General features: G+C 44.0%; 15 protein-coding genes. 7 read left to right on the forward strand and 8 right to left on the reverse strand.

Features of this window, described 5'->3' with window-relative positions; genetic code table 11:
- Positions 1–312: 312 nt before the first annotated feature.
- Together hmpA and FG24_RS10495 are read right to left on the reverse strand one after the other, a co-directional pair.
- Positions 313–1515, reverse strand: coding sequence for an NO-inducible flavohemoprotein (hmpA, locus tag FG24_RS10490; RefSeq protein WP_036303281.1), 1203 nt, complete (start codon positions 1513–1515; stop codon positions 313–315).
- A 118-nt stretch (positions 1516–1633) separates the two neighbouring features.
- The gene (locus FG24_RS10495; protein ID WP_369797036.1) at positions 1634–2134 is read right to left on the reverse strand and encodes an Rrf2 family transcriptional regulator; all 501 of its coding nucleotides are present in this window, start codon (positions 2132–2134) and stop codon (positions 1634–1636) included.
- Between the two features lie 182 nt (positions 2135–2316).
- Here FG24_RS10495 and FG24_RS10500 point away from each other — a divergent pair, with 182 nt between their 5' ends.
- Positions 2317–2958 carry a Crp/Fnr family transcriptional regulator gene (locus tag FG24_RS10500; protein WP_235189765.1) on the forward strand — a complete coding sequence of 214 codons (642 nt, stop codon included), beginning with the start codon at positions 2317–2319 and terminating at the stop codon, positions 2956–2958.
- On the opposite strand, the gene FG24_RS10505 is transcribed toward FG24_RS10500, so the two are convergent.
- The 6 genes from FG24_RS10505 to FG24_RS10530 form a co-directional block, all read right to left on the reverse strand.
- A complete protein-coding gene (locus FG24_RS10505; RefSeq protein ID WP_036303284.1) occupies positions 2955–4787 on the reverse strand; it encodes a nitric oxide reductase activation protein NorD in 1833 nt (610 codons plus the stop codon). The two genes, FG24_RS10500 and FG24_RS10505, sit on opposite strands and share 4 nt — an antisense overlap.
- Positions 4787–5581, reverse strand: a complete 795-nt coding sequence (locus tag FG24_RS10510; protein ID WP_036303288.1) for a CbbQ/NirQ/NorQ/GpvN family protein — start codon at positions 5579–5581, stop codon at positions 4787–4789. Before FG24_RS10510 ends, FG24_RS10505 begins: the two co-directional genes overlap by 1 nt.
- 37 nt (positions 5582–5618) lie before the next feature.
- A complete protein-coding gene (locus FG24_RS10515) occupies positions 5619–5879 on the reverse strand; it encodes a cytochrome C oxidase subunit IV family protein (protein WP_051901520.1) in 261 nt (86 codons plus the stop codon).
- Between the two features lie 2 nt (positions 5880–5881).
- On the reverse strand, positions 5882–6466 hold the full coding sequence (locus tag FG24_RS10520; RefSeq protein ID WP_036303289.1) for a cytochrome c oxidase subunit 3 family protein: 585 nt from the start codon (positions 6464–6466) through the stop codon (positions 5882–5884).
- Positions 6467–6589: 123 nt separating this feature from the next.
- A complete protein-coding gene (locus tag FG24_RS10525) occupies positions 6590–7963 on the reverse strand; it encodes a cbb3-type cytochrome c oxidase subunit I (RefSeq protein ID WP_036303291.1) in 1374 nt (457 codons plus the stop codon).
- Between the two features lie 24 nt (positions 7964–7987).
- Entirely contained in the window at positions 7988–8413 is a 426-nt protein-coding gene (locus FG24_RS10530; protein WP_036303292.1) for a c-type cytochrome, read from the reverse strand.
- A gap of 406 nt (positions 8414–8819) precedes the next feature.
- Here FG24_RS10530 and FG24_RS10535 point away from each other — a divergent pair, with 406 nt between their 5' ends.
- From FG24_RS10535 to mqo, 6 genes are all read left to right on the forward strand, one after another.
- Positions 8820–12797: an EAL domain-containing protein gene (locus tag FG24_RS10535; RefSeq protein WP_036303293.1), complete on the forward strand. Its 3978-nt coding sequence runs from the start codon at positions 8820–8822 to the stop codon at positions 12795–12797.
- A gap of 36 nt (positions 12798–12833) precedes the next feature.
- On the forward strand, positions 12834–13676 hold the full coding sequence (locus FG24_RS10540) for a sulfite exporter TauE/SafE family protein (RefSeq protein ID WP_036303298.1): 843 nt from the start codon (positions 12834–12836) through the stop codon (positions 13674–13676).
- Between the two features lie 67 nt (positions 13677–13743).
- Complete coding sequence (locus tag FG24_RS10545) at positions 13744–16245, forward strand: FAD-dependent oxidoreductase (protein WP_036303300.1); 2502 nt, start codon at positions 13744–13746, stop codon at positions 16243–16245.
- Between the two features lie 12 nt (positions 16246–16257).
- Positions 16258–17088, forward strand: a complete 831-nt coding sequence (locus FG24_RS10550) for a hypothetical protein (RefSeq protein ID WP_036303302.1) — start codon at positions 16258–16260, stop codon at positions 17086–17088.
- Positions 17089–17192: 104 nt separating this feature from the next.
- Positions 17193–18839, forward strand: a complete 1647-nt coding sequence (locus FG24_RS10555; protein WP_036303303.1) for a cytochrome c3 family protein — start codon at positions 17193–17195, stop codon at positions 18837–18839.
- Positions 18840–19108: 269 nt separating this feature from the next.
- A complete protein-coding gene (gene mqo / locus FG24_RS10560) occupies positions 19109–20590 on the forward strand; it encodes a malate dehydrogenase (quinone) (RefSeq protein WP_036303305.1) in 1482 nt (493 codons plus the stop codon).
- Positions 20591–20645 lie beyond the last annotated feature (55 nt).

A 20645-nucleotide genomic window follows, 5' to 3' on the forward strand; every position in this document is an offset into this window, starting at 1 on the left:
ACAGATAACTGGACGTTTATCGATAGATAGCTTTTACACATAGGCTTTTTTAACTACTTTACCACGCGTCTGCATCACTTCGTGCAAGGTGGCTAGGTCTTTGGCATTTACTCGCATCGCCACACATATAATTAAAGGCAGAAAGCAAATGCTACAGCTAGTTTAATAGTTAGCTCCTAACCTCTGCACTCAGATAGCAGTAGCGGTTTGTATCTTTTGAGATGGTAAATAAAACCAATATATCAATAGCTTTAGATTGGTGAGCGTTAAAGTCAACACCCACCGAATCAACTTCTCATTCAATAATATTACTTAAGAAATAATATGACTCAAGCTCTCTGGACCAAATACTTCCCTATGAATTTTATTAGCGTCTACGCCAAGTTCTAGCAAAGCATCGCGTTGATCATCCATAAATGATTGCGGCCCACAGATATAATAAACACCATTTTTAAATTCATCCGATACATGATTGGTTAAATCCATACGCCCTTCCCGCTCGTCAATATTCTTCTTTATTGACTCATTCAAAAAGAAAATAGTCTCTAAGTGGCTTAAATCATTCTTTATTTGTATTATCTCGTCTATATGTGCAATGCTAGTTCTGTTTCTTGCCGCATGCGCGAATAAAACTTTTCGAGTCGGATTATTCACAGAAATCTCTTTTACCATTGATATCATGGGTGTGATGCCTACGCCTGCAGAAATTAGCCCGATAGGTTGTTGGTCTAGAATGTCAGGCGTGAAATTTCCACATGGATAGCTAATATCGATCACACTGCCAACCCTAACATGCTGATGTAGCCAGTTTGATACGTTGCCACTAGGTTTATATTCATCCCCCTTTTCTCGCTTTACTGTAATTCTGTAAGTGTTGTACTGATTAGCGTCAGACAGGCTATATTGCCTAATCTGCCTTAGGTTTAAGTCTTCAACATGCACTGCCACGCTGATGTATTGGCCAGGCTTAAAGCTTGGCAATATTAATGAATCTGTGGCTTGCAAGATAAAGGTAACCACATCGTCTGACTCATGTCGCTTCTCTACAACCTTTACTTTCAGCCACTCATCTGGCTGTTGGTTATTGTGCTTGTATAATCTATTTTCTGCATCAATCAGCGCATCTGCCAACAGACCATACGCCTCTTCCCAAGCGGCTAAAAGCTCAGTGGTGGCAGCATCACCAAGCACGCCCTTGATTGCACCAATTAGGTGGTGACCAACAATTGGATAATGAGCAGGCTTAATGCCAACCGATACATGCTTATGCACAATCCGTTCAATCACTGGTGCTAATGCTGCACTATTTTCTATATTTGCGGCATAAGCAAACACTGCCGCTGCTAAAGATTGCTGTTGTGACCCATTAGCCTGGTTTCCCATATTGAATAGGTTTTTAAGCTCAGGATGTGATTCGAACATATTTTTATAAAATAGTGTGGTAATGGCTAATCCATGCTGCCTTAACACAGGAACACTCGCCTCTATATATGGTTTTGCTGACATTGATAACATGACATCTCCTTAACTTGCATTTAAAATACTACTTTTATGTTCAAAAAAAACACTCGGATGAGTGCTTGGTAAATCTTGCTGAATGAATACTGCTATCAGCCAATCATCTGAATGATGATCAAGCTACATATCGTTGATGCAACTTAATAACGGCTTGCTGTGTTTTATGATCCACAATACTTTGCAATGTGTATTTGTTCATTTCCTCATAAAAGCTATTTAAGCCGTGATCTAATATCTCTTTTAAATTACATTGACCACTTAAAACACAAAGCGGCTCAGCGCAATTAATCAGAGAAGTTTTATTCTCTAGCTCTCGTAAAACATTGCCTAGTTTTAGCTCCGCTGGTCTAACTCCAAGTTTTAAGCCTCCAGTCCTACCGCGTGTGGCAACAACCCAATTTAATTTATTTAACCTTGTCACCACTTTAATCAGGTGGTTTCTTGGGACATCAAACTGCTTAGCCACTTCATTAATGGTGACGGTGGACGTATTCACCTCTTGTGTGAGATACATTAGAACTCTTAGCCCTAAATCAGTGAACTTTGTAATTTGCATAGTTTGGTAATTTGCATAGTAGTGATGAATTCTATATATGTTGCATAATATATGCAACATATATAGAATAAAAATTAGTGAAAACAAGTATAAGGTAAAACTTGTTGGTAACTACCAATGCTTTCACGATGAAATATATCTACGTGACGCAATAATTGTTAATTACATTATCAAACTTCAGCTTTTATTGGTATCTGCAAATGAATAAATCCGTCATTTCACAAACTCTTTTTAACTTTTTTATGTTTAAGGAATTAGCACCAGAGCAAATTGGCGTGATTGCAGAACATGCTCAACTCATTGACTTTCCAAAAGGGACGTCGATATTTAATCGTGGTGATGCGGCGGTTGGTCTTTATATTTTATTAGAAGGCCAATTAAAACTAGGAGTCACCTCTCCGCAAGGCAGTGAAAAAATCATCAGCATTGTGACACCCGGAGAAAGCTTCGGTGAAGCCATTTTGTTTCTAGAGCGGAAATTTCCTGTCTACGCACAAGCTATCATGGATTCTCAGGTATTACTCATACCAAAGAGCCTGATATTTTCCATGCTAGATAATGACCCACTATTCTCTCGTAAGATGCTAGCTGGGTTGTCTGTCAGAATGCACCAACTGGTACAAGATATTGAAATGCTATCGTTGCAATCATGCACACAGCGCTTCATCGGCTATCTACTACAAATCAGCGCTGATGCGCCCGATGCCAGTAACATCACGTTGCCTACGAGTAAAACCACCATTGCCTCATTGCTGAACCTGACCCCAGAAACACTTTCACGCACTTTGGCAAAACTTCAGCAAATGGAGTTAATTGAAGTGCACGGCAAAGAGGTGATGATTACCGATGTGAAAAAACTGAGAAGCTACGATTTAACAGTTTAGCGTGTCATCTGCGCGTATAGCAACGGCAGCTCTTTCGGCAAGTCTTCAGGGTTACGAATCACCACATAACCACCTGCGCCGAAAAGATGCGGCAAATAGTCGCTGGCCTCGGAATCTATGGTGACGCAGAACGGCCGCAGCCCTAATTTTTTAGCTTCCAATAACGCCATGCGCGTATCCTCAATACCATAGCGCCCCTCATACTGATCCAGATCATTTGGTTTACCATCTGTCAGTATCAGCAATAGGCGTTGATGCTTTTTCTGCTGCACTAATAAGCTTGATGCCTGCCTGATTGCTGCGCCCATGCGGGTGTAATAGCCGGGTTTGATCGCGGCAATGCGACCACGCACCTGACCGCTATATTTTTCTTCAAAACCCTTGATGTAATGAAAGCGTACATGGCTACGCTTAAGCGATGAAAAACCGTATAGTGCAAAACTGTCACCAGTTGCAGTGAGCGCTTCTGAAAACAAAAGCAGGCTATCGCGAATCACATCAATCACGCGTGAGTGATTTGAAACATAAGCATCAGTAGAAAGGGATAAATCGGCTAGGAGCAGACATGCCAGATCACGCTCCTGATTCACCTGTACCCGGTAAAGCCCATGCTCTGAGGTTGGCATCGTGCTGTTTTTCTCAGAAACCAGCTGCACCCATGCATCCATATCCAGCTCATCGCCATCCTGCTGACCTTTACGCCAATGCCTAGTCGGCGTAAGCGCCTGAAACTGGCGCCTTAGATGATTGGCTGTGTTTTTTAATGCGTGCGGGAGCTCGCACGGTTTGGCATCGGTGGCAATCAGCTGCTGCAAACTACAGTAATCCGGCTGCAACACCTGCTTTTTCCAGTGCCATTCTGGCAATAAAACGCCTTCACCCAGCGGCGTATCATCCACAGCACCGGCTGGTAAGTCAAGATCGAACCTCACATTGGCGGCACTGGTTTTACCATCGCGTGCGATGGTGAGGTTATCCATATCTTCAGCCGCTAACTGCGCGGTTTCCGAATCGTCCTCCTCATCCTGCGGGCGGTTCACCTTCACGAACTCAGACCATGAGAACAGGCTCTCGGCGCGGAACATCATCAGAAAGCCATTTTTATCTTCCTTTGCATCGGTGCGCTCTGCCAGATGTTTACGTCGGCTCTTTTTATTGGCGGCGTTACCGCTTTGTTCAGGCGAGCCTAAGCCTGCAGCACTTGATGTTGCGGCATTCACAGGAGGATGTGGATGCGGCCATAGTGGTACCGGCTGGAACGGGCGCGCTGTCAGCGCTATAGCATCCACCGTACCCGGATATTGCAATGCTTGGCGGATAGTGTTTTCCTGAGCTGCTTCATCTGCTGGCAGTTTTTCCGCTGGAATGCGCAGCGCGATGACGGCCTCTACCAGCCAGTCATAGCGGCTCTGTAAACCAGGGAAACGTTCAAGTGTGGCCTGGGTAGCTAACTGGTTTCTGATTATCCATGGCTGACTGTTATCTGACTCTGCTGCAGCTAAAGCTACCAGCCAGAAATACAGGTCGCGGTTCAGTGTCTGCTTTGCAAACAGGTCTATCTGCGATGGCAGCCGCAGCACTTCGCCGTCACGCCATGAAAGCTCTACCTTTTCACCGCTACCGGCCACGCGCTGCAGCAAACGCCGACGAGCTCCATGACGCACTGCCGGTGCTGCGGAAATACCCAGCCCGGGGTCGCCGCCTAATGCCCTGAAAAATATCGCAGCGGATTTGGCAATATCATCCAGCTTAACGGTCACTGCAGCATGACGCTTCTCTGCCGCCCCGGTAATCAGGCGATCCCACAGCGCTCCTACGTACTCTTCCATTAACGTCCGAAGGTGGCGCTGACCACTTCATTCAAAGCGACTGCTGTTTCAGCGTCATCAGTCAGCGTCTCCACCAAAGCAGCACGGCAGGCGCGCACTGGATCATAACCATCTTTAATCAAGGTAGCTGCATATACCAGCAGACGCGTACTGGCGACTTCTTCCAGATCATGGTCACGCAAGGCACGGAATGCTCCGGCAATAGAAACTAGACGCTTGGCTGTCATGGTATCAATACCTGTTTCACCAATCAGTACAGCCTCCTCCTGTGCAGCAGTCGGAAAATCAAACGTCAATGACACAAACCGCTGCCGGGTAGAAGGCTTCATGCCTTTTAAAAAGTTCTGATATCCAGGATTGTAAGAAACCACCAGCATGAAAGACGGCGGCGCCTGTAGCAACTCTCCTGTGCGGTCAATCGGCAGCATACGCCTATCGTCCGCCAGCGGGTGCAGTACCACGGTCGTATCTTTACGCGCTTCAACCACTTCATCCAGATAACAGATGCCGCCTTCACGCACCGCACGCGTCAGTGGTCCATCGTTCCAGATAGTTTCGCCATCACCGATTAAATGGCGACCAACCAAGTCCGCTGCGGTCAAGTCATCGTGGCAAGCCACGGTATACAGTGGCAGGTTTAAACGTGCCGCCATGTGCGACACAAACCTTGTTTTCCCGCAGCCGGTAGGACCTTTTATCAACAATGGCAGGCGGTTTTTCCAGGCGCGCTCAAATAGCTCGCACTCATCACCGCTTGGTTCATAAAATGGGGTATTGCTTGTTTTTGTATCCATGTAAACGCTTTCAATTCAGCCTGCTGAGCAGGCCATGCTAGTTCAGGTAAGCAATGGCAATCATGCTGCCGACAATAACAAAGTAACCTAGAATAACGCCGCGCCACAGCCAGCCTACATAGCGCAAACCCATAAAATAATTAGCAATCAGTTGCCCTTTAATTAGAGAGATTACTAGCACACTCAGCATTACGGTTTTTCCAGCGCTTACTTCTTCGCCGATTAAAAAGGTACCAATAGTGAGCATTACCAGCGTTAGCCAGATTAATGTAGCAAAACGGTTGAGTTGTGTATTCATGGTTATCGAATAATATAAATCAATGGAAAAAGGATAATCCACAGCAGGTCTACCATGTGCCAAAACGAGGCGCCGGTTTCAACCCCAAAATGCTCTTGTGCGCTGTAGACGCCGTTTTTTAATTTGTACACAATACATGCAAGAATAATCATGCCCATCAGCACATGCATCAGGTGGAAAAAAGTGAGCGTCAGGTAAAACATATAAAAATCGTTCGTTTCCAGCGTAATGCCCGCTGAGAATTTCTGATTAAATTCCCACAACTTTACAGCGACAAACATGCCACCCATTAAAATAGTGCCGATTAACCAATGCGCAGACTGCTTCGAATTGTTTGACTTAATCGCAGATACCGAACGCACGACAAAATAACTGCTGGTAATCAGAATAATCGTATTTAGAGTACCCAAGCCACGGCTTAAGGTAAGCTGAGATGTATTAAACACGTCAATCTGGTTAGAGCGCGCAAAGGCGTATACGATAAACATCACGCCAAACACCAGCATTTCTGCCAGAATAAATATCCAGATGGCAAAATCACCGGGCAAATCTTCTGTTTCATTCACTAATGTTATGTTTGTATTCATCAAGTTACCTAAAGTGTCATATTCACCAGCCTAATTAGAAGAAGGAGGCAAGCCTCCTTCTTCTGCCCTGCACTGTTATACCAGCACTGTGATATAAGAACTGTTGTAAAAATCAGTGAGCAATTAACTCACTTTCGTTTCGCCCTTAATAAAGAAACTAGTGATATAAACAATCAAACCTATCAGGAACACCACGCCAGAAGCTTCACGCATCCAGTAGAAAATCGCTACTGAATCCTGAGTCGCCATAAAACTCATTGGTGTTGTAGAGATACGTTGCAACCATGTTTGCAATACGCCAGCCGCTGTCAGGAACAAGGTAATAAATACCATTGCCACCGTCATTAGCCAGAATGACCACATCTCAACCACTTGTGCTTTATTACTGTTGGCAGCACGGCCACGCAGGATAGGCATTGCGTATGAAATAATCGTCAGCACGACCATGGCATAAGCACCATAAAACGCCATATGGCCATGTGCTGCGGTCAGTTGCGTGCCATGTGTGTAATAGTTAACTGGTGCTAATGTATGCATAAAGCCCCATACCCCAGCGCCTAAGAACGCCATCACCCCAGTACCAAGTGCCCACAATGTTGCAGCCTTATTAGGATGCTCGCGGCGACGTTTATTCACCATATTGAACGCAAAGATCGTCAACATAAAGAACGGTATGGGCTCAAGCGCAGAGAACACACTACCCCACACTTGCCAGTAGGCAGGTGCACCAATCCAATAGTAATGGTGACCAGTACCGATAATGCCGGTAATCAATGTCATGGTGATAATCACATACAGCCATTTTTCAACCACTTCGCGGTCAACGCCTGTCACTTTAATCAGCACAAATGCCAGAATCGCACCAAGGATAAGCTCCCATACGCCCTCTACCCATAAATGCACTACCCACCACCAGTAATATTTATCCTTCACCAAATTGTGCGGGTTATAGAACGAGAACAGAAAGAACACAGCCAAACCTACCAAACCAAGCACCAACACTAAACTGATTGCAGTTTTACGGCCTTTCAGCATGGTCATGACTACATTAAAGATAAATGACAGCACTACCACAACGATACCAACTTTAGTCGGTAAAGGTTGCTCTAGGAACTCTCGCCCCATGGTTGCCAATAGATCATTGCCAGTGAACTTTGCCAATGAGGCATAAGGCACCAGCAGGTAGCCAAGTACAGTTGCAGCGCCTGCCGCTAAAAACACCCAAAAAGTGATGATGGCCAGCTTAGGACTGAACAGCTCAGTTTCGGATTCTTCCGGTATCAGGTAATAGGTTGCACCCATGAAGCCAAACAGCAGCCACACAATCAACAAATTGGTATGTACCATACGTGCTACGTTGAACGGAATTTCAGGGAATAGAAAATCCCCCACTACGTACTGCAAGCCCATGATTAAGCCGAATATAATCTGGCCAAAAAATAGAGCGATTGCGGCGATAAAATAAGGCTTCGCCACTGCCTGAGATTGATATTGCATAATACCTCCTGGTAATTGTGACGGTTAACCTTCGATGTTCGGAGGCCAGTTATTAGTGTTGATCTCTGAGGTATATTTCAAAAAATCAACGATACTATCCAACTCCTGCTCCGTAAAGTTGAACTGCGGCATCTGTCTTCTACCTGGTACACCAGTCGGCTGACCTTTGATCCATGCTTTAATAAAGTCTGGGCCACGGCGTTTGTATACATTGCCTAGCTCTGGTGCAAAATATGCCCCCTCTCCTAGTAAAGTATGGCAACCGATACAGTTATTGGTCTCCCATAACTTCTTGCCATGAATCACCGAAGCTGTCAGATTTTGGCTATTATCCCGTTTTGGTAACTTCTGATTGGTATCAAAAGTCAGTGCGAGAAACAGCAAGAAAAAGAACAGCGACCCCCCGAAAAAAATATTACGCGCCATGGATTTAGTAAATCTCGTAGCCATTGCGACCTCCCCATTAATGTAAATGACGTTGAGAATGTACAGTATTGCCTATCAAGCATCCTTGATTTAGGTCAACTTTAGAAGTCACCATGAATGATAGACTCAAACTAAATCATGCTTATTTCTAACATTATCCTCATTTAAGCTATAGCTTTAGCATGCAAGCTTTATGCAAACCATTTACTTTCACACGTATTATTTTAATAATGAAAATTAAGTATGCTGGCACTTGTTAACCACATGAAATACAGTCCAAATGACTAATATTTATTCCGTCAAAATTGCCAGTCTCCCTAGTGCGCTATCAGCAAATTAAAACCCTGTATAAAAAGCAACTATTCATTACATCAACTAATGTTTCATGTACACTGCAATTAAAATAATTAATTGGCAGTTAATCACTTAAATGCAAGTTAACACCAAACCAACCAATTTAATCAGACACAAAATTATCCTGTGGTTATTCACAGGCTCAATACTGTTAATCGGTTTCGTTATCACGCATAAGTTATGGTCCAACGCACAGCAGGACAACTTACAAAAACTTAACTCAGCTTTAGAAGACTCCGCAGACGTCACCGTTAGCAATTTACGAGCACGCTTTGATGCCATTCTAGTCATTATGCGTGGGGTTAAAGGGTTTATTGACGCATCCGATACAGTTCAGCCAGAAGAATTTCATACTTACATCAAGTCACTTAATTTAGATGACAAGTTTGGTGTTCGAGGCATTGCCCTCGCAGAACTGATTGATAATGAAGATAAAGAAAATCATCTTAGCAAGATTAGAAAAAGAGGACTTTCTGATTATCAAATAAAACCTGCAGGAAACCGGCAGCGCTATGCACCCATCACCTTAATAGAGCCGTTAGATGAAGCCAATATTCGGGCATTAGGTCTCGACGTGCTTGCATTACCCAGTGCTTTAATGGCTCTTGAGCAATCAAGAGACAGCAACGATGTCCGCATTTCTACACGATTAACACTTGAACAAGATGTAGGTAAAAAAAATCAGCACTCTTTTGTGATGTACCTGCCAATTTATAGAAAACATGCATTAATCAATAGCCTAGAAGCTAGACGTAATGCAATCATCGGTTGGGTAGACGTGCCATTCCGCATGACTGACCTGATGAATGGATTTAAAGGCGAAATTGACGCTGATGTTGAAATCAAAATTTATCAAGGGCTAAAAGCCACAGAAGATACGCTGCTGTATAACACTGTAGATCATCATGAAAAAAGCAGTGCGTCAGAGCAAAGCATCACAACGCAAAGAACTCTGGATACTGGCAGTAGCAAATGGTTGCTGTTTTTTCAAACAACACCAACGTTTGAAGCACGTATTTTGCCCTATAGCAAACCAATGCTTGTCGCGCTACTTGGCTCAACATTAACAATACTATCTGCATTTTTAGCATGGTTTCTTTTAAGTAGTCGGCAGCGTGCAGAACATCGCTATCAAAAGCTTTTTGACCAAGCTGGTGATGGTGTTTTAGTCTTAAATTACCAACATCGTTTTATAGCGGCAAACTTGGCCGCCATGAACATGCTGGGATACCAGCAAAAAACACTTTTAAATATGCGTTTGCAAGATGTGCTGGTGAAAAATGTTACCGACCAATCAGAATTTATCACTAAGCTAACATCAGATAACTCCATCAAAGGTGAGTGGCAATATCTACGCAAAGATGGTACCCAGTTCATCGCTGAGGTAAATTGCCGCAAACTAGACAAAAACTACTATTTCGCCATTATCAGAGACCTAACTGATCGAAAGTTGGCTGAATATCGCATCAGACATCTTACCCAGCTTTACCAAGCCTTAAGTGAGGTAAACCAGGCGATTGTACGCATGGGTGATGATAATGACTTGTTCTCAGTTGTTTGCCGTTGCTCTGTTAATTTTGGGGGCATGAAAATGGCTTGGGTTGGCCAGCTTGATGAAGAAAGCCAACGCATTTTACCCGTAGCCGTCTATGGTGATGGCATTGATTATGTTGATAGTTTATTTATATCAGCGAGTGCAGACCTGCCTGAGGGCCAAGGCCCTACAGGCAAAGCCTTAAGAGATAATCAAACCATTATTGTTAACGACTTTTCTACCGACCCAATCACAACACTATGGCATGATAAAGCGAAAGCATTTGGATGGGGTTCATCTGTTGCTATCCCTATTCAGCGTGATCAAAAACCGTTTGCTGTACTCAATGTATATCATGAACATAAAAACTCTTTTGATGAAGAAGCGATTGCATTGTTACTGGAAATGGCTGGAGATATCAGCTTTGCACTTGATAACTTTGACAGAGAGGCGAAAAAACAAAAACTAGTATTAGCGCTTGATCACGCACACAAACATATTAATCAAATAGTCAACCTTAGCCCCGCAGTGATTTATACACTAAAGGCTAATGAAAACGATGGCTTTACCATTGATTTCATTAGTGAAAACGTTTACAAAATGACTGGTTATCCTAAAGAAAAATGGGTGAGTCATGACTTTTGGATAAACCATATTCATGCAGAAGACATGGCTAGAGTGCTGGCTGCACAGGAAAGTCTATTTGAAACAGGGACATTAAACCACCATTATCGTTTTAACCATGCTAACGGTGAGTTCATATGGATTGAAGATCAAGTCATGCTGGTGCGTGATGATAACGGCAAGCCTGTAGAGGTTGTAGGTGCATGGCTGGATATAACAGAAAGATTACATGCCGAAGAAAAATTGCGCATCAACGCCAAAGTGTTTGAATCCAGCCGTGAGGGCATTCTGATTACCAATGAAAACAATCATATTCTCTCAGTCAACAGAGCATTCACTACAATTACAGGTCATGAATCTGATGATGTCATTGGGAAAACGCCAGATATTCTGATTTCTGGCAATACAACGCCAGCCTTTAATGATGCAATGTGGGAAAACATTAGCAGATTTGGCTATTGGCAAGGCGAGGTCGCAAATCGCAGAAAAAATGGTGAGCTCTACCCTCAATGGCTTTCTATTAGCACCATTAAAGGCTCAACTGGAAAAGTTTCTCAGTATATCTGCATTATCACCGACATTTCAGAGCGTAAAGTAGCGGAAGAACGCATACAGTTCTTAAGCAACTTTGATTCACTAACCAATCTACCCAATCGAAATCTATTAAATGATAGAACGACGCTTGCCCTAGCCTCAGCCAATCGTACTAAAAGTACAGTGGCGTTAATGTATCTTGATCTTGACCGTTTCAAATTTATTAACGAATCATTAGGCCCAACCGCTGGTGATCGAGTGTTAAAAGAACTGGCTGAACGTTTGCTAAGAAATGTTCTCCCAGAAGACACCGTATGTCGCCAAGGTGGCGATGAGTTTATTATATTACTGCCCAATACTGATGCTGAAGCTGCCGCACACGTCGCTAAAAAGCTACTGGATGTGATTGCCCAACCCTTTAATTTCAATGGTCAAAGAATCGTGCTGACTGCTAGTATTGGTATCTCAGCTTATCCACAAGATGGTGATAACTTTGAACAGTTAGCACAATCCGCAGATGCTGCACTTTACCGTGCAAAACATGAAGGCCGTAATAACTTTCAGTTCTTTGCACGTCAAATGCACGAGCAAGCCAATGATGTTCTGCTACTCGAAAACGAGCTACGCAATGCCATAGAGCATCAAGAGTTTTTGTTGTACTACCAGCCGCAATACGATAGCAAAACATCAAAAATTGTTGGCTTAGAAGCACTCATACGCTGGCAACACCCAGAAAAAGGCTTAGTTTCCCCTGCTGTTTTTATCCCGATTGCGGAAGAAAGTGGCCTCATTACTGAAATTGGCGATTGGGTTTTACGTACAGCTGTCCAGCAACTCGCTACTTGGCAAAGTGCAGGCTTAAAAGCCGTGCCTGTCGCAGTCAACTTATCTGTGGTTCAGTTTCATCAAGAGACCCTTTACGGTAGCGTTTGTCAAATCCTCAGAGATACCAAAGTCGACCCCAACATGCTGGAGCTAGAGCTCACTGAAGGCATCGCGATGGAAGACTCCGAACGCACACTCAATATGCTAAACCAATTGAATGCGCTAGGTGTCAGACTTTCTATCGATGACTTTGGTACAGGCTACTCTTCTCTCAGTTATTTGAAAAAATTCAAGATTGATAAACTTAAAATTGACCAATCTTTCGTAAAAGGCCTAGGGAGCCACCCTCAAGATGCGGCAATTATCACAGCCATCATCAGCATGGCAAAAAGTTTGGGATTTAAAACCATTGCAGAAGGGGTTGAGACACTGGAGCAACTAAACTTCTTAATTCAACATGAATGCGACGAAATCCAAGGATACTACTTTAGTAAACCGCTACCGAGTGACGAAGTCGCTAGACTTCTCTCAAAATAATCGCTCCTTATACAATCTAACTAAATAACACAGCACATGAACTTTGATTTGATTTTAATTTTTCTGGCACTTGGTGCTTTTGTAGGTCTAGCCGCTGGTCTATTGGGCATTGGCGGTGGTGGCGTATTGGTACCGATGCTTACTGCAATATTCTTAAGCCAGAATATCCCAGTTGATCAAGTTGTGCATTTGGCACTAGGGACATCCATGGCTTGCATCATGGTCACCTCTTTATCTAGCCTACGTGCGCACCATGCCAACGGCGCAGTGGTTTGGCCACTGGTAAAACTAATGACCTTAGGTGTTGTCATTGGTACATTCTCCGCCACTTTTATCGCGTCTATGATTAGCTCAAAAGCACTGGCAATATTTTTCGCATGCTTTATGGGCTACGTAGCGATTCAGATGTTCTCCAACTCAAAATCAAGCAATCACAAAGACAGCCAATCCAAGACATATCATGAAATCAATCGGCTTGAACTCATGCTCGCGTCAGTAGGCATAGGCTCTATTTCGGCTATCGTTTCCATCGGTGGCGGTTCAATTACTGTGCCATACCTCACTTGGCGCAAGATAGATATCAAAAAGGCCATCGGTACGTCAGCGGCTATTGGCTTTCCATTATCAATTGCAGGTAGCCTTGGCTACTTATTAAGCGGCTGGTCACATACGCCATCTATTCCGTACACCTATGGTTTTATTAACTTACCTGCGGTGCTGGTCATTTCAATCACCAGTTTTCTTGCTGCCCCCACCGGAGCAAATCTTACGCAAAAACTACCTGTCAGGACGCTGAAAAAAATCTTTGCATTACTGCTCGCAATATTAAGTCTAAAAATGCTTTGGAACCTGCAATTATTGCCTTGCTGCAACTTTTAACGTCAGTCTTAGCAGATGTTTTGGCATATAATCTAGTTCTTACATAATCGCTTTTCTTCACGTTTTCATGCGCAATCACTTTGATGTCATTATTATTGGTGCGGGTCCCAGTGGCTTATCAGCAGCAGCACGTGCGTCCGAGCAAAAGCTATCTTATCTTGTATTAGAAGCCGCAGAAGCTGCCGCCAATACGATTCGCAATTACCAGCGTCGCAAACTGGTCATGGCTGAGCCACGCGGCTTACCATTACGTAGCCCCCTACCTTTTGCTGCTTCACTACGCGAATCTGTATTAGACGCATGGGAAAGCTTAATCGAAAACTATCAAATCAATATACGATACAGTGCCAAAGTTGTGGCGATCTCGCGTGAAGGCGAGGCTGATAAAAAAGGTGCACGTGGCAAACTGGAACCATTAAAGGTTGAATTGAGTGATGGTGACGCATTCACCGCAGATAACGTCATATTAGCAATTGGCGTACAAGGCAATTTACGTAAACTAGAAATTCCAGGCGGCGACTTACCTCAAATTCAGTATCAACTAGATGACCCTGAGGCTTACCAGAACGAAACCATCGTTGTGATTGGTGGTGGCGATACTGGGGTTGAAAATGCGCTGGCACTCACTGGCCGCAATCAGGTCATTGTATTAAACCGTGCTGAAGACTTTAGTAATTGTAAGGAAAGCAACCTTACCCAATTAACGGAAGCAAGACAAAGAGGCGCTTTAGACTGGCTGTTAGAAACACGCCCACAATCTATTGAGCAAAACAGCAAGGGTGAGTTTCCAATCACATTATTTGCCGATACACCCAAAGGTGTAGAGCGCATTCCATGTCATCGGATTATTGCGCGCCTTGGTGCACTCCCTTCTAGGCCTTTACTTGAAAGCTTCGGGGTTGCTTTTCCTACAGCAGACTTAGCCGCCCTTCCTGTGCTGTCATCTCGTTACGAATCTAATGTGCCGGGCTTGTATATCATTGGCGCACTTGCAGGTTATCCTCTGATCAAACAAGGGATTAACCAAGGTTACGAGGTTATTGAGCATATTCTAGGCAACCCAGTTGAAGCCGCTGATACAGCGTTGCTACGAGAGAAATTTTCCAGTTTTTGCTCTGATCGCGGCATTGAAGATGTACTGGATAAGATTCAGCGTAGCGTTCCACTATTACGGCTACTCAATTCATTACAACTAAGAGAGTTGATTCTCGAAAGTAATATTTTACAGCCTGCACCGGCTGATATTATCTTTGAGCGTAACGACTACAGCACCTCCTTCTTTTTTGTCATTGAAGGTGAGCTCGAAATGCTCATCGATGAAGATGATATCCCTGACGACACCTTTAAAAGCGGTGAATTTTTTGGCGAAATGGGCTTGTTGTCGGGTCGCCGTAGAATTGCCACAGTAAGAGCCAAAACACATTGCGCACTGATTGAAACACCACGTCGCGTCATATTAAAGCTCATTAATTCAGTGCAAGCCATGCGTAGGACACTGGATGAAGTGGCAATTAAACGTATCGTACATGCAAGTATTGGCCTTTCTTTGAGTGAAGATGACCTCAATGACCTAGCGTCGCATGCCATTATTAAACAATATGCAGCGGGTGAAGAGCTGTTTCATGAGGGCGATGAAGCAGATGGACTTTATCTAATCAGGCGTGGCTCTGTCACGGTTTCACGCATGATGACAGGTCGAGAAGTTGTTTTGTTCTATGTGGCCGCAGGCAATTACGTTGGTGAAATGTCATTGATTTCTGGCGAACCTCGCTACGCGACTGTACGCGCAGCCATTGCGACTGAAGCCATTTTAATTGATGTGGCGCGCATGCAAGGCATCATTGCGCGTAATCCTGAAGTTCGCGCATCACTTGATGCTCGTTACTTACAACACTTGCAAGAACAAGAAAAAAGGCAGCAATTAGAAACCTCGTCAGAAAGTGGCAGTAGCTTTGCAAACCAAACCACGCAATCAAGCCTGATCTCATTTTTAATTCAACAAGGCGTGGGTGAAGCTACTGACGTTTTATTGATTGATGAGTCATTATGCGTGCGCTGCAACCACTGCGAACAAGCTTGTGCTGACACACACGGTGGCGCTACACGGCTAGATCGCGATACTGGCCCCATATATGCCAACATTCGGGTGCCTACGTCTTGTCGCCACTGCGAACACCCTCACTGCATGAAGGATTGCCCGCCTGACGCGATTCATCGCGCACCACATGGCGAAGTCTATATTGATGATAGCTGTATTGGTTGCGGCAACTGCCAGCAAAATTGCCCATATGATGTGATCCAAATGGCTGTGATTCAGGATCAGCCCGAACAAAGTTTATGGCAAATGCTACTGGGCATTCAACCTAAGCAAGTTGCTTCTACTAACAATACAAAAGTTGCGGTTAAATGTGATATGTGCAAAGACATTGCGGATGGACCGGTATGCGTACGCGCCTGCCCCGTTGGCGCTGCCTTGCGGGTAAATCCTGAAGAGCTTTTAGGCTACGCAAGCAACAATGCTGCTAATAGCGCTGATGAACACAACTTACTAGGGCTAGATGATGCATAGAGGGAATATTTAATGCAACAAAGCAATATGTTCGACTATAAAAACTATCGCTATTTTAAAATAGCCGTCGTGATTATTTTAATTGCATTCGCTGCTTTTTTATTTTTTGAGCCTGCAGTCGGTCATTATGGCGGCAGCTGGCTTGGTTATACACTAGGTACCATATCAGCACTCATGGTGCTATGGATGACGTGGTATGGCATCAGAAAACGTCGCTACCGTGGCACTGGCGCAACACAGGGCTGGCTATCAGCCCACATTTACTTAGGCACAGCGCTCACAGTTTTTGTAACATTACATAGCGGCTTTCATTTTGGGCTTAATATTCATACACTAGCCTACGCCCTACTGTTGATTGTTGTCATCAGCGGTTTTTTTGGCAATTACACTTACATGATTTACCCACGAAAAATGACAGAAAACATGGGTGAAGATAGCCTAGATGGCCTACTGTTAAGAATTGCCGAGGCAGATAAGTTAGCACGTAAAATTGCCTTACTAATGCCAGATGAAATCAATAACGTCGTATTACGCGCGTGTCGTGAGACCTCCATTGGATTAAGCTTAATTGACCAACTAAGCGGCTTTCAACCGAACTGCCCGTCTGCAAGAGCCGTACAAGAACTGACGATACTGGGTCAAAATTTAGCCGTAGAGCAACGCAAACTATATCGTGAGCTGTATTCAATCATGGTGCGCCGTGAGTCTTTAGTTAAACGAGCACGTCAAGACCTCATGTACCGCGCCAGGCTTGGTATCTGGCTATACTTGCATGTGCCATTTACCGTGGGCTTATTAGTCGCCATGCTGGCGCACATCATTGCCGTATTTGTCTACTGGTAATGGCAAACTTAAATCCATGTGTTAAAAAACCTAACACTTACCAATGCATTTGAAATAAAAATAACAATGCCAAATAAAGCAAAAGTAGATGAATAGAACTTTTTATGATTAATTGTTTGTTAATAAAAATCACCAATAACTCTCGTGGACTTCCTGTCCGCAATTACCGCACACTCAACGCCGCAGAGTTAATGATTGGCCGCAGTGCAGAGTGCAATATTCATTTGGCTGACCCTCGTATCGCTATGCATCATGCAGTGATTAAAGAGTTAGAAGATGGGCATATTTACGTTGTTAGTTTAAACGGTGAGATTGAAGTCGACGGCGCAATGTTGCAGAACATCAAGCTCACTCCTGGCAAGCAGGTCATGATTGGCCCTTATCAGTTAAATGTTGAACCTGCACCCCCTGATGTTAACTTATCGATTTCGCTGACACTTGTTAATCCGCTTGCTGATGACTATCAAGACCTTAAAGCACGCACACACGAGCCTTTACCAAGCGCATTTAAATTCAAATGGCGTTTATCAATGTGGTTAATCGGCATTATATCGCTAGTCTTTTTGGTATTACCTCTAGCCCAAAATCTAATACCGCAATTGCAAACATCAATGTCAGAACTACCATTTGGTTTTGACCGCGTTTGGAGCTCTGGTCGCATCTCCACGGCTCATCGCCATTTTGGCTCTCAATGCTTTAATTGCCATCAAGCACCACTTAAAAAAGTCTCAGACAAAGCCTGTGTGAACTGCCATCAGGATACTGCACCTCATATTGCGGATCCAGAGCTACAAAAGCGCTCCTTAAAGGCCGCTCACCGCTTTATTGGCAGTATGCGCTGTGCAGAGTGTCATCAAGAGCACAAGGCGCCACATCCACTTGCACGTCAAGACAATAATATGTGCATTAAATGCCATGGCGCCATTAGGACCATAGACCCAGAAACAAAGCTACCCAATATCCGTGATTTCGAGAAAAAACACCCAGATTTTAAATTAAGCTTTAAGACTGGCCCAGATGCTAAAGATATCGAGCGCATTCCGCAATCAGACCAATCTAAACTGATTGAGCAATCAGGTTTAAAATTTCCGCATGATCAGCATATTGGAAAAGTACAAGGGCCTAATGGCATTTGGGATGTCCGTGAGCTTGCATGTACCAGTTGCCATCAGGCTGAAGGTAAAGAAATGCGTTTTAAAGCGCTCTCTTTCAAAAACAACTGTAGCACTTGCCATACGAGCGAACTTAAAATCGGCCCTAAAGATAATAAATTAACCTTACCGCACGGTGAAGAACAAAACATTTTCAACGCCTTAAAACTATACGCACCTAAAGAGTTTGATCGTTATTCAGACCAGCTCAAAAACAACGGCTGCGCTTATTGCCACGAAATACAGCCCACAAAAGCCGGAGATAAATCGCCTTGGCATGTCATGCCGTTGCGCTTAAACAACGACTGGTTCACTAAGGCTCAGTTTAACCATGCAGCTCATCGCACACAGCAGTGTACTTCATGCCATAAAGTAGAAAAGTCAGAAAGCAGTGCCGATGTTGCAATCCCTAACCGACAATCATGCTTGCTCTGTCACTCTGGCAACACACAAAAGCATAAGCGCATTGCTAGCACTTGCATGTCTTGCCATACCTTCCACAATGCACATCAAGGCTATGATTTAATTACTGGTGCAAAAGTAGAGACTAAAGACATAGATATATTAAGCACATTACCAACAGCTACTGAGAAGCAATAGTTGTTAATATTAAATGAGAGTTTTGCACGAAGTAGCTTTAACCTTAAGAGCTTACAACTCCGTCATCCTCGCGAGACCGTGAAGGTCTTCACCGCTCCACTAAGCACTAAAGTGCCAAGTGGAAGCGCGAAAAGCGGGGATCTATCTAACTGATTAATTAAAATGGATTCCCGCTTTTGCGGGAATGACGATATAAGAAGTATTGATGAGAAAATATCATTCGTGCAAAGCTCTCTAAATAAAATTCACACATATCACACTGAAACAATATGACCGTTAAAAAAGTAGATGTACTCTTAGTAGGCGGTGGCGTAATGAGTGCCACATTAGCCACATTACTCAATGAGCTAGACCCATTAATGCGCATGATGATGGTAGAGCGCCTACCCTCTATTGCTACAGAAAGTACCGATGCCTGGAACAACGCCGGCACAGGCCATGCTGGTTATTGCGAGTTAAACTACACGCCTACGGACGATGCTGGCAATATCAGCATTAATCGCGCACTGGCAATCAACGCTTCGTTTGAAGTCTCTTTACAGTTATGGGCAAGCTTGGTAGAAAAAAGCGCACTGCCAGCACCAGCTAAATTTATTAACAAAACCCCTCACCTCAGCTTTGTCTGGGGTGAGGATAATGTGGAGTTTTTACGCAAGCGCCACAGCCTGCTACAGGCACATCCATTATTTAAAGACATGGAGTTCAGTGATGACATGGCGCAGCTGACAGAGTGGATGCCGTTGATGATGCAACAACGCACTAACGATGAAAAAGTCGCAGCAACACGCGTCAGCTATGGTTCAGATGTTGATTTTGGCTCACTCACACGTGAGCTGGTTAAACACTTGCAACAAACCCCCAGCTTCCAATTAAATGTAAGTACTGAAGTCACTGGCCTTAAACAGCTAGATAACGGTCACTGGCTGGTCAACATTAAAGACCTTACCACCAAAAAGCACCAGAAAATTGAGGCCGGCTTTGTGTTTCTAGGGGCCGGCGGCGGCGCATTAAAGCTACTGCAAAAATCAGGCATCCCAGAAAGCCAAGGTTATGGTGGCTTCCCAGTCAGTGGCCAATGGTTAGTATGCAACAACCCTGAAGTCATCAAACAACATAACAGCAAGGTATACGGAAAAGCCGCCATTGGTGCACCACCGATGTCAGTTCCTCACTTAGATACCCGCATTATCAACGGCAAACCAGCCTTGTTATTTGGTCCATATGCAGGGTTTACCACCAAGTTTTTGAAAAAAGGCTCTTACCTAGATTTATTTAAATCCGTTAAGCCCAGCAATCTAAAATCTTTATTAGGTGCAGGTCGCCACAATATGGATCTAACTCGCTATTTAATTGGCGAAGCGCTGCAAAAACATTCATCACGCGTTACTACCCTGCGCGAGTTTTACCCGCTAGCCACTGACGCAGATTGGCACTTAGAAAGCGCGGGAAAACGTGTACAAATTATTAAAAAATGTGATGAAAAAGGCGGGAAGTTAGAGTTTGGTACAGAAATCGTTGCCGCAAAAGATGGCAGCATTGCCGGCTTGTTAGGCGCCTCACCGGGCGCTTCGGTTTCGGTACAAGCCATGATTAATGTTATCGAACGCTGCTTTGCAGACAAAATCAAAACTGAACAATGGCACAGCAGAATTAAAGCATTAATTCCTAGCTATGGTGAATCGTTAATCGATGATAGTCAGCTATTAGCGCAAGTGCGCAACCGCACATTACAAGTGCTGAATTTACGCTAATTCAAGACAATATAAGGCTTTTTTAAGAGACTCTTGCAAAGCCGAAATGCAATAG

This window comes from Methylotenera sp. L2L1 (assembly GCF_000744605.1).
Classification (GTDB): Bacteria; Pseudomonadota; Gammaproteobacteria; order Burkholderiales; family Methylophilaceae; genus Methylotenera.

What these genes read in the sequence shown, in the direction of transcription:
- hmpA (WP_036303281.1), bottom strand. Translation starts at nt 1,515, where the DNA reads ATGTTATCAATGTCAGCAAAACCATATATAGAGGCGAGTGTTCCTGTG.
- FG24_RS10495 (WP_369797036.1), bottom strand. Translation starts at nt 2,134, where the DNA reads ATGTTGCATATATTATGCAACATATATAGAATTCATCACTACTATGCA.
- FG24_RS10500 (WP_235189765.1), top strand. Translation starts at nt 2,317, where the DNA reads ATGTTTAAGGAATTAGCACCAGAGCAAATTGGCGTGATTGCAGAACAT.
- FG24_RS10505 (WP_036303284.1), bottom strand. Translation starts at nt 4,787, where the DNA reads ATGGAAGAGTACGTAGGAGCGCTGTGGGATCGCCTGATTACCGGGGCG.
- FG24_RS10510 (WP_036303288.1), bottom strand. Translation starts at nt 5,581, where the DNA reads ATGGATACAAAAACAAGCAATACCCCATTTTATGAACCAAGCGGTGAT.
- FG24_RS10515 (WP_051901520.1), bottom strand. Translation starts at nt 5,879, where the DNA reads ATGAATACACAACTCAACCGTTTTGCTACATTAATCTGGCTAACGCTG.
- FG24_RS10520 (WP_036303289.1), bottom strand. Translation starts at nt 6,466, where the DNA reads ATGAATACAAACATAACATTAGTGAATGAAACAGAAGATTTGCCCGGT.
- FG24_RS10525 (WP_036303291.1), bottom strand. Translation starts at nt 7,963, where the DNA reads ATGCAATATCAATCTCAGGCAGTGGCGAAGCCTTATTTTATCGCCGCA.
- FG24_RS10530 (WP_036303292.1), bottom strand. Translation starts at nt 8,413, where the DNA reads ATGGCTACGAGATTTACTAAATCCATGGCGCGTAATATTTTTTTCGGG.
- FG24_RS10535 (WP_036303293.1), top strand. Translation starts at nt 8,820, where the DNA reads ATGCAAGTTAACACCAAACCAACCAATTTAATCAGACACAAAATTATC.
- FG24_RS10540 (WP_036303298.1), top strand. Translation starts at nt 12,834, where the DNA reads ATGAACTTTGATTTGATTTTAATTTTTCTGGCACTTGGTGCTTTTGTA.
- FG24_RS10545 (WP_036303300.1), top strand. Translation starts at nt 13,744, where the DNA reads ATGCGCAATCACTTTGATGTCATTATTATTGGTGCGGGTCCCAGTGGC.
- FG24_RS10550 (WP_036303302.1), top strand. Translation starts at nt 16,258, where the DNA reads ATGCAACAAAGCAATATGTTCGACTATAAAAACTATCGCTATTTTAAA.
- FG24_RS10555 (WP_036303303.1), top strand. Translation starts at nt 17,193, where the DNA reads ATGATTAATTGTTTGTTAATAAAAATCACCAATAACTCTCGTGGACTT.
- mqo (WP_036303305.1), top strand. Translation starts at nt 19,109, where the DNA reads ATGACCGTTAAAAAAGTAGATGTACTCTTAGTAGGCGGTGGCGTAATG.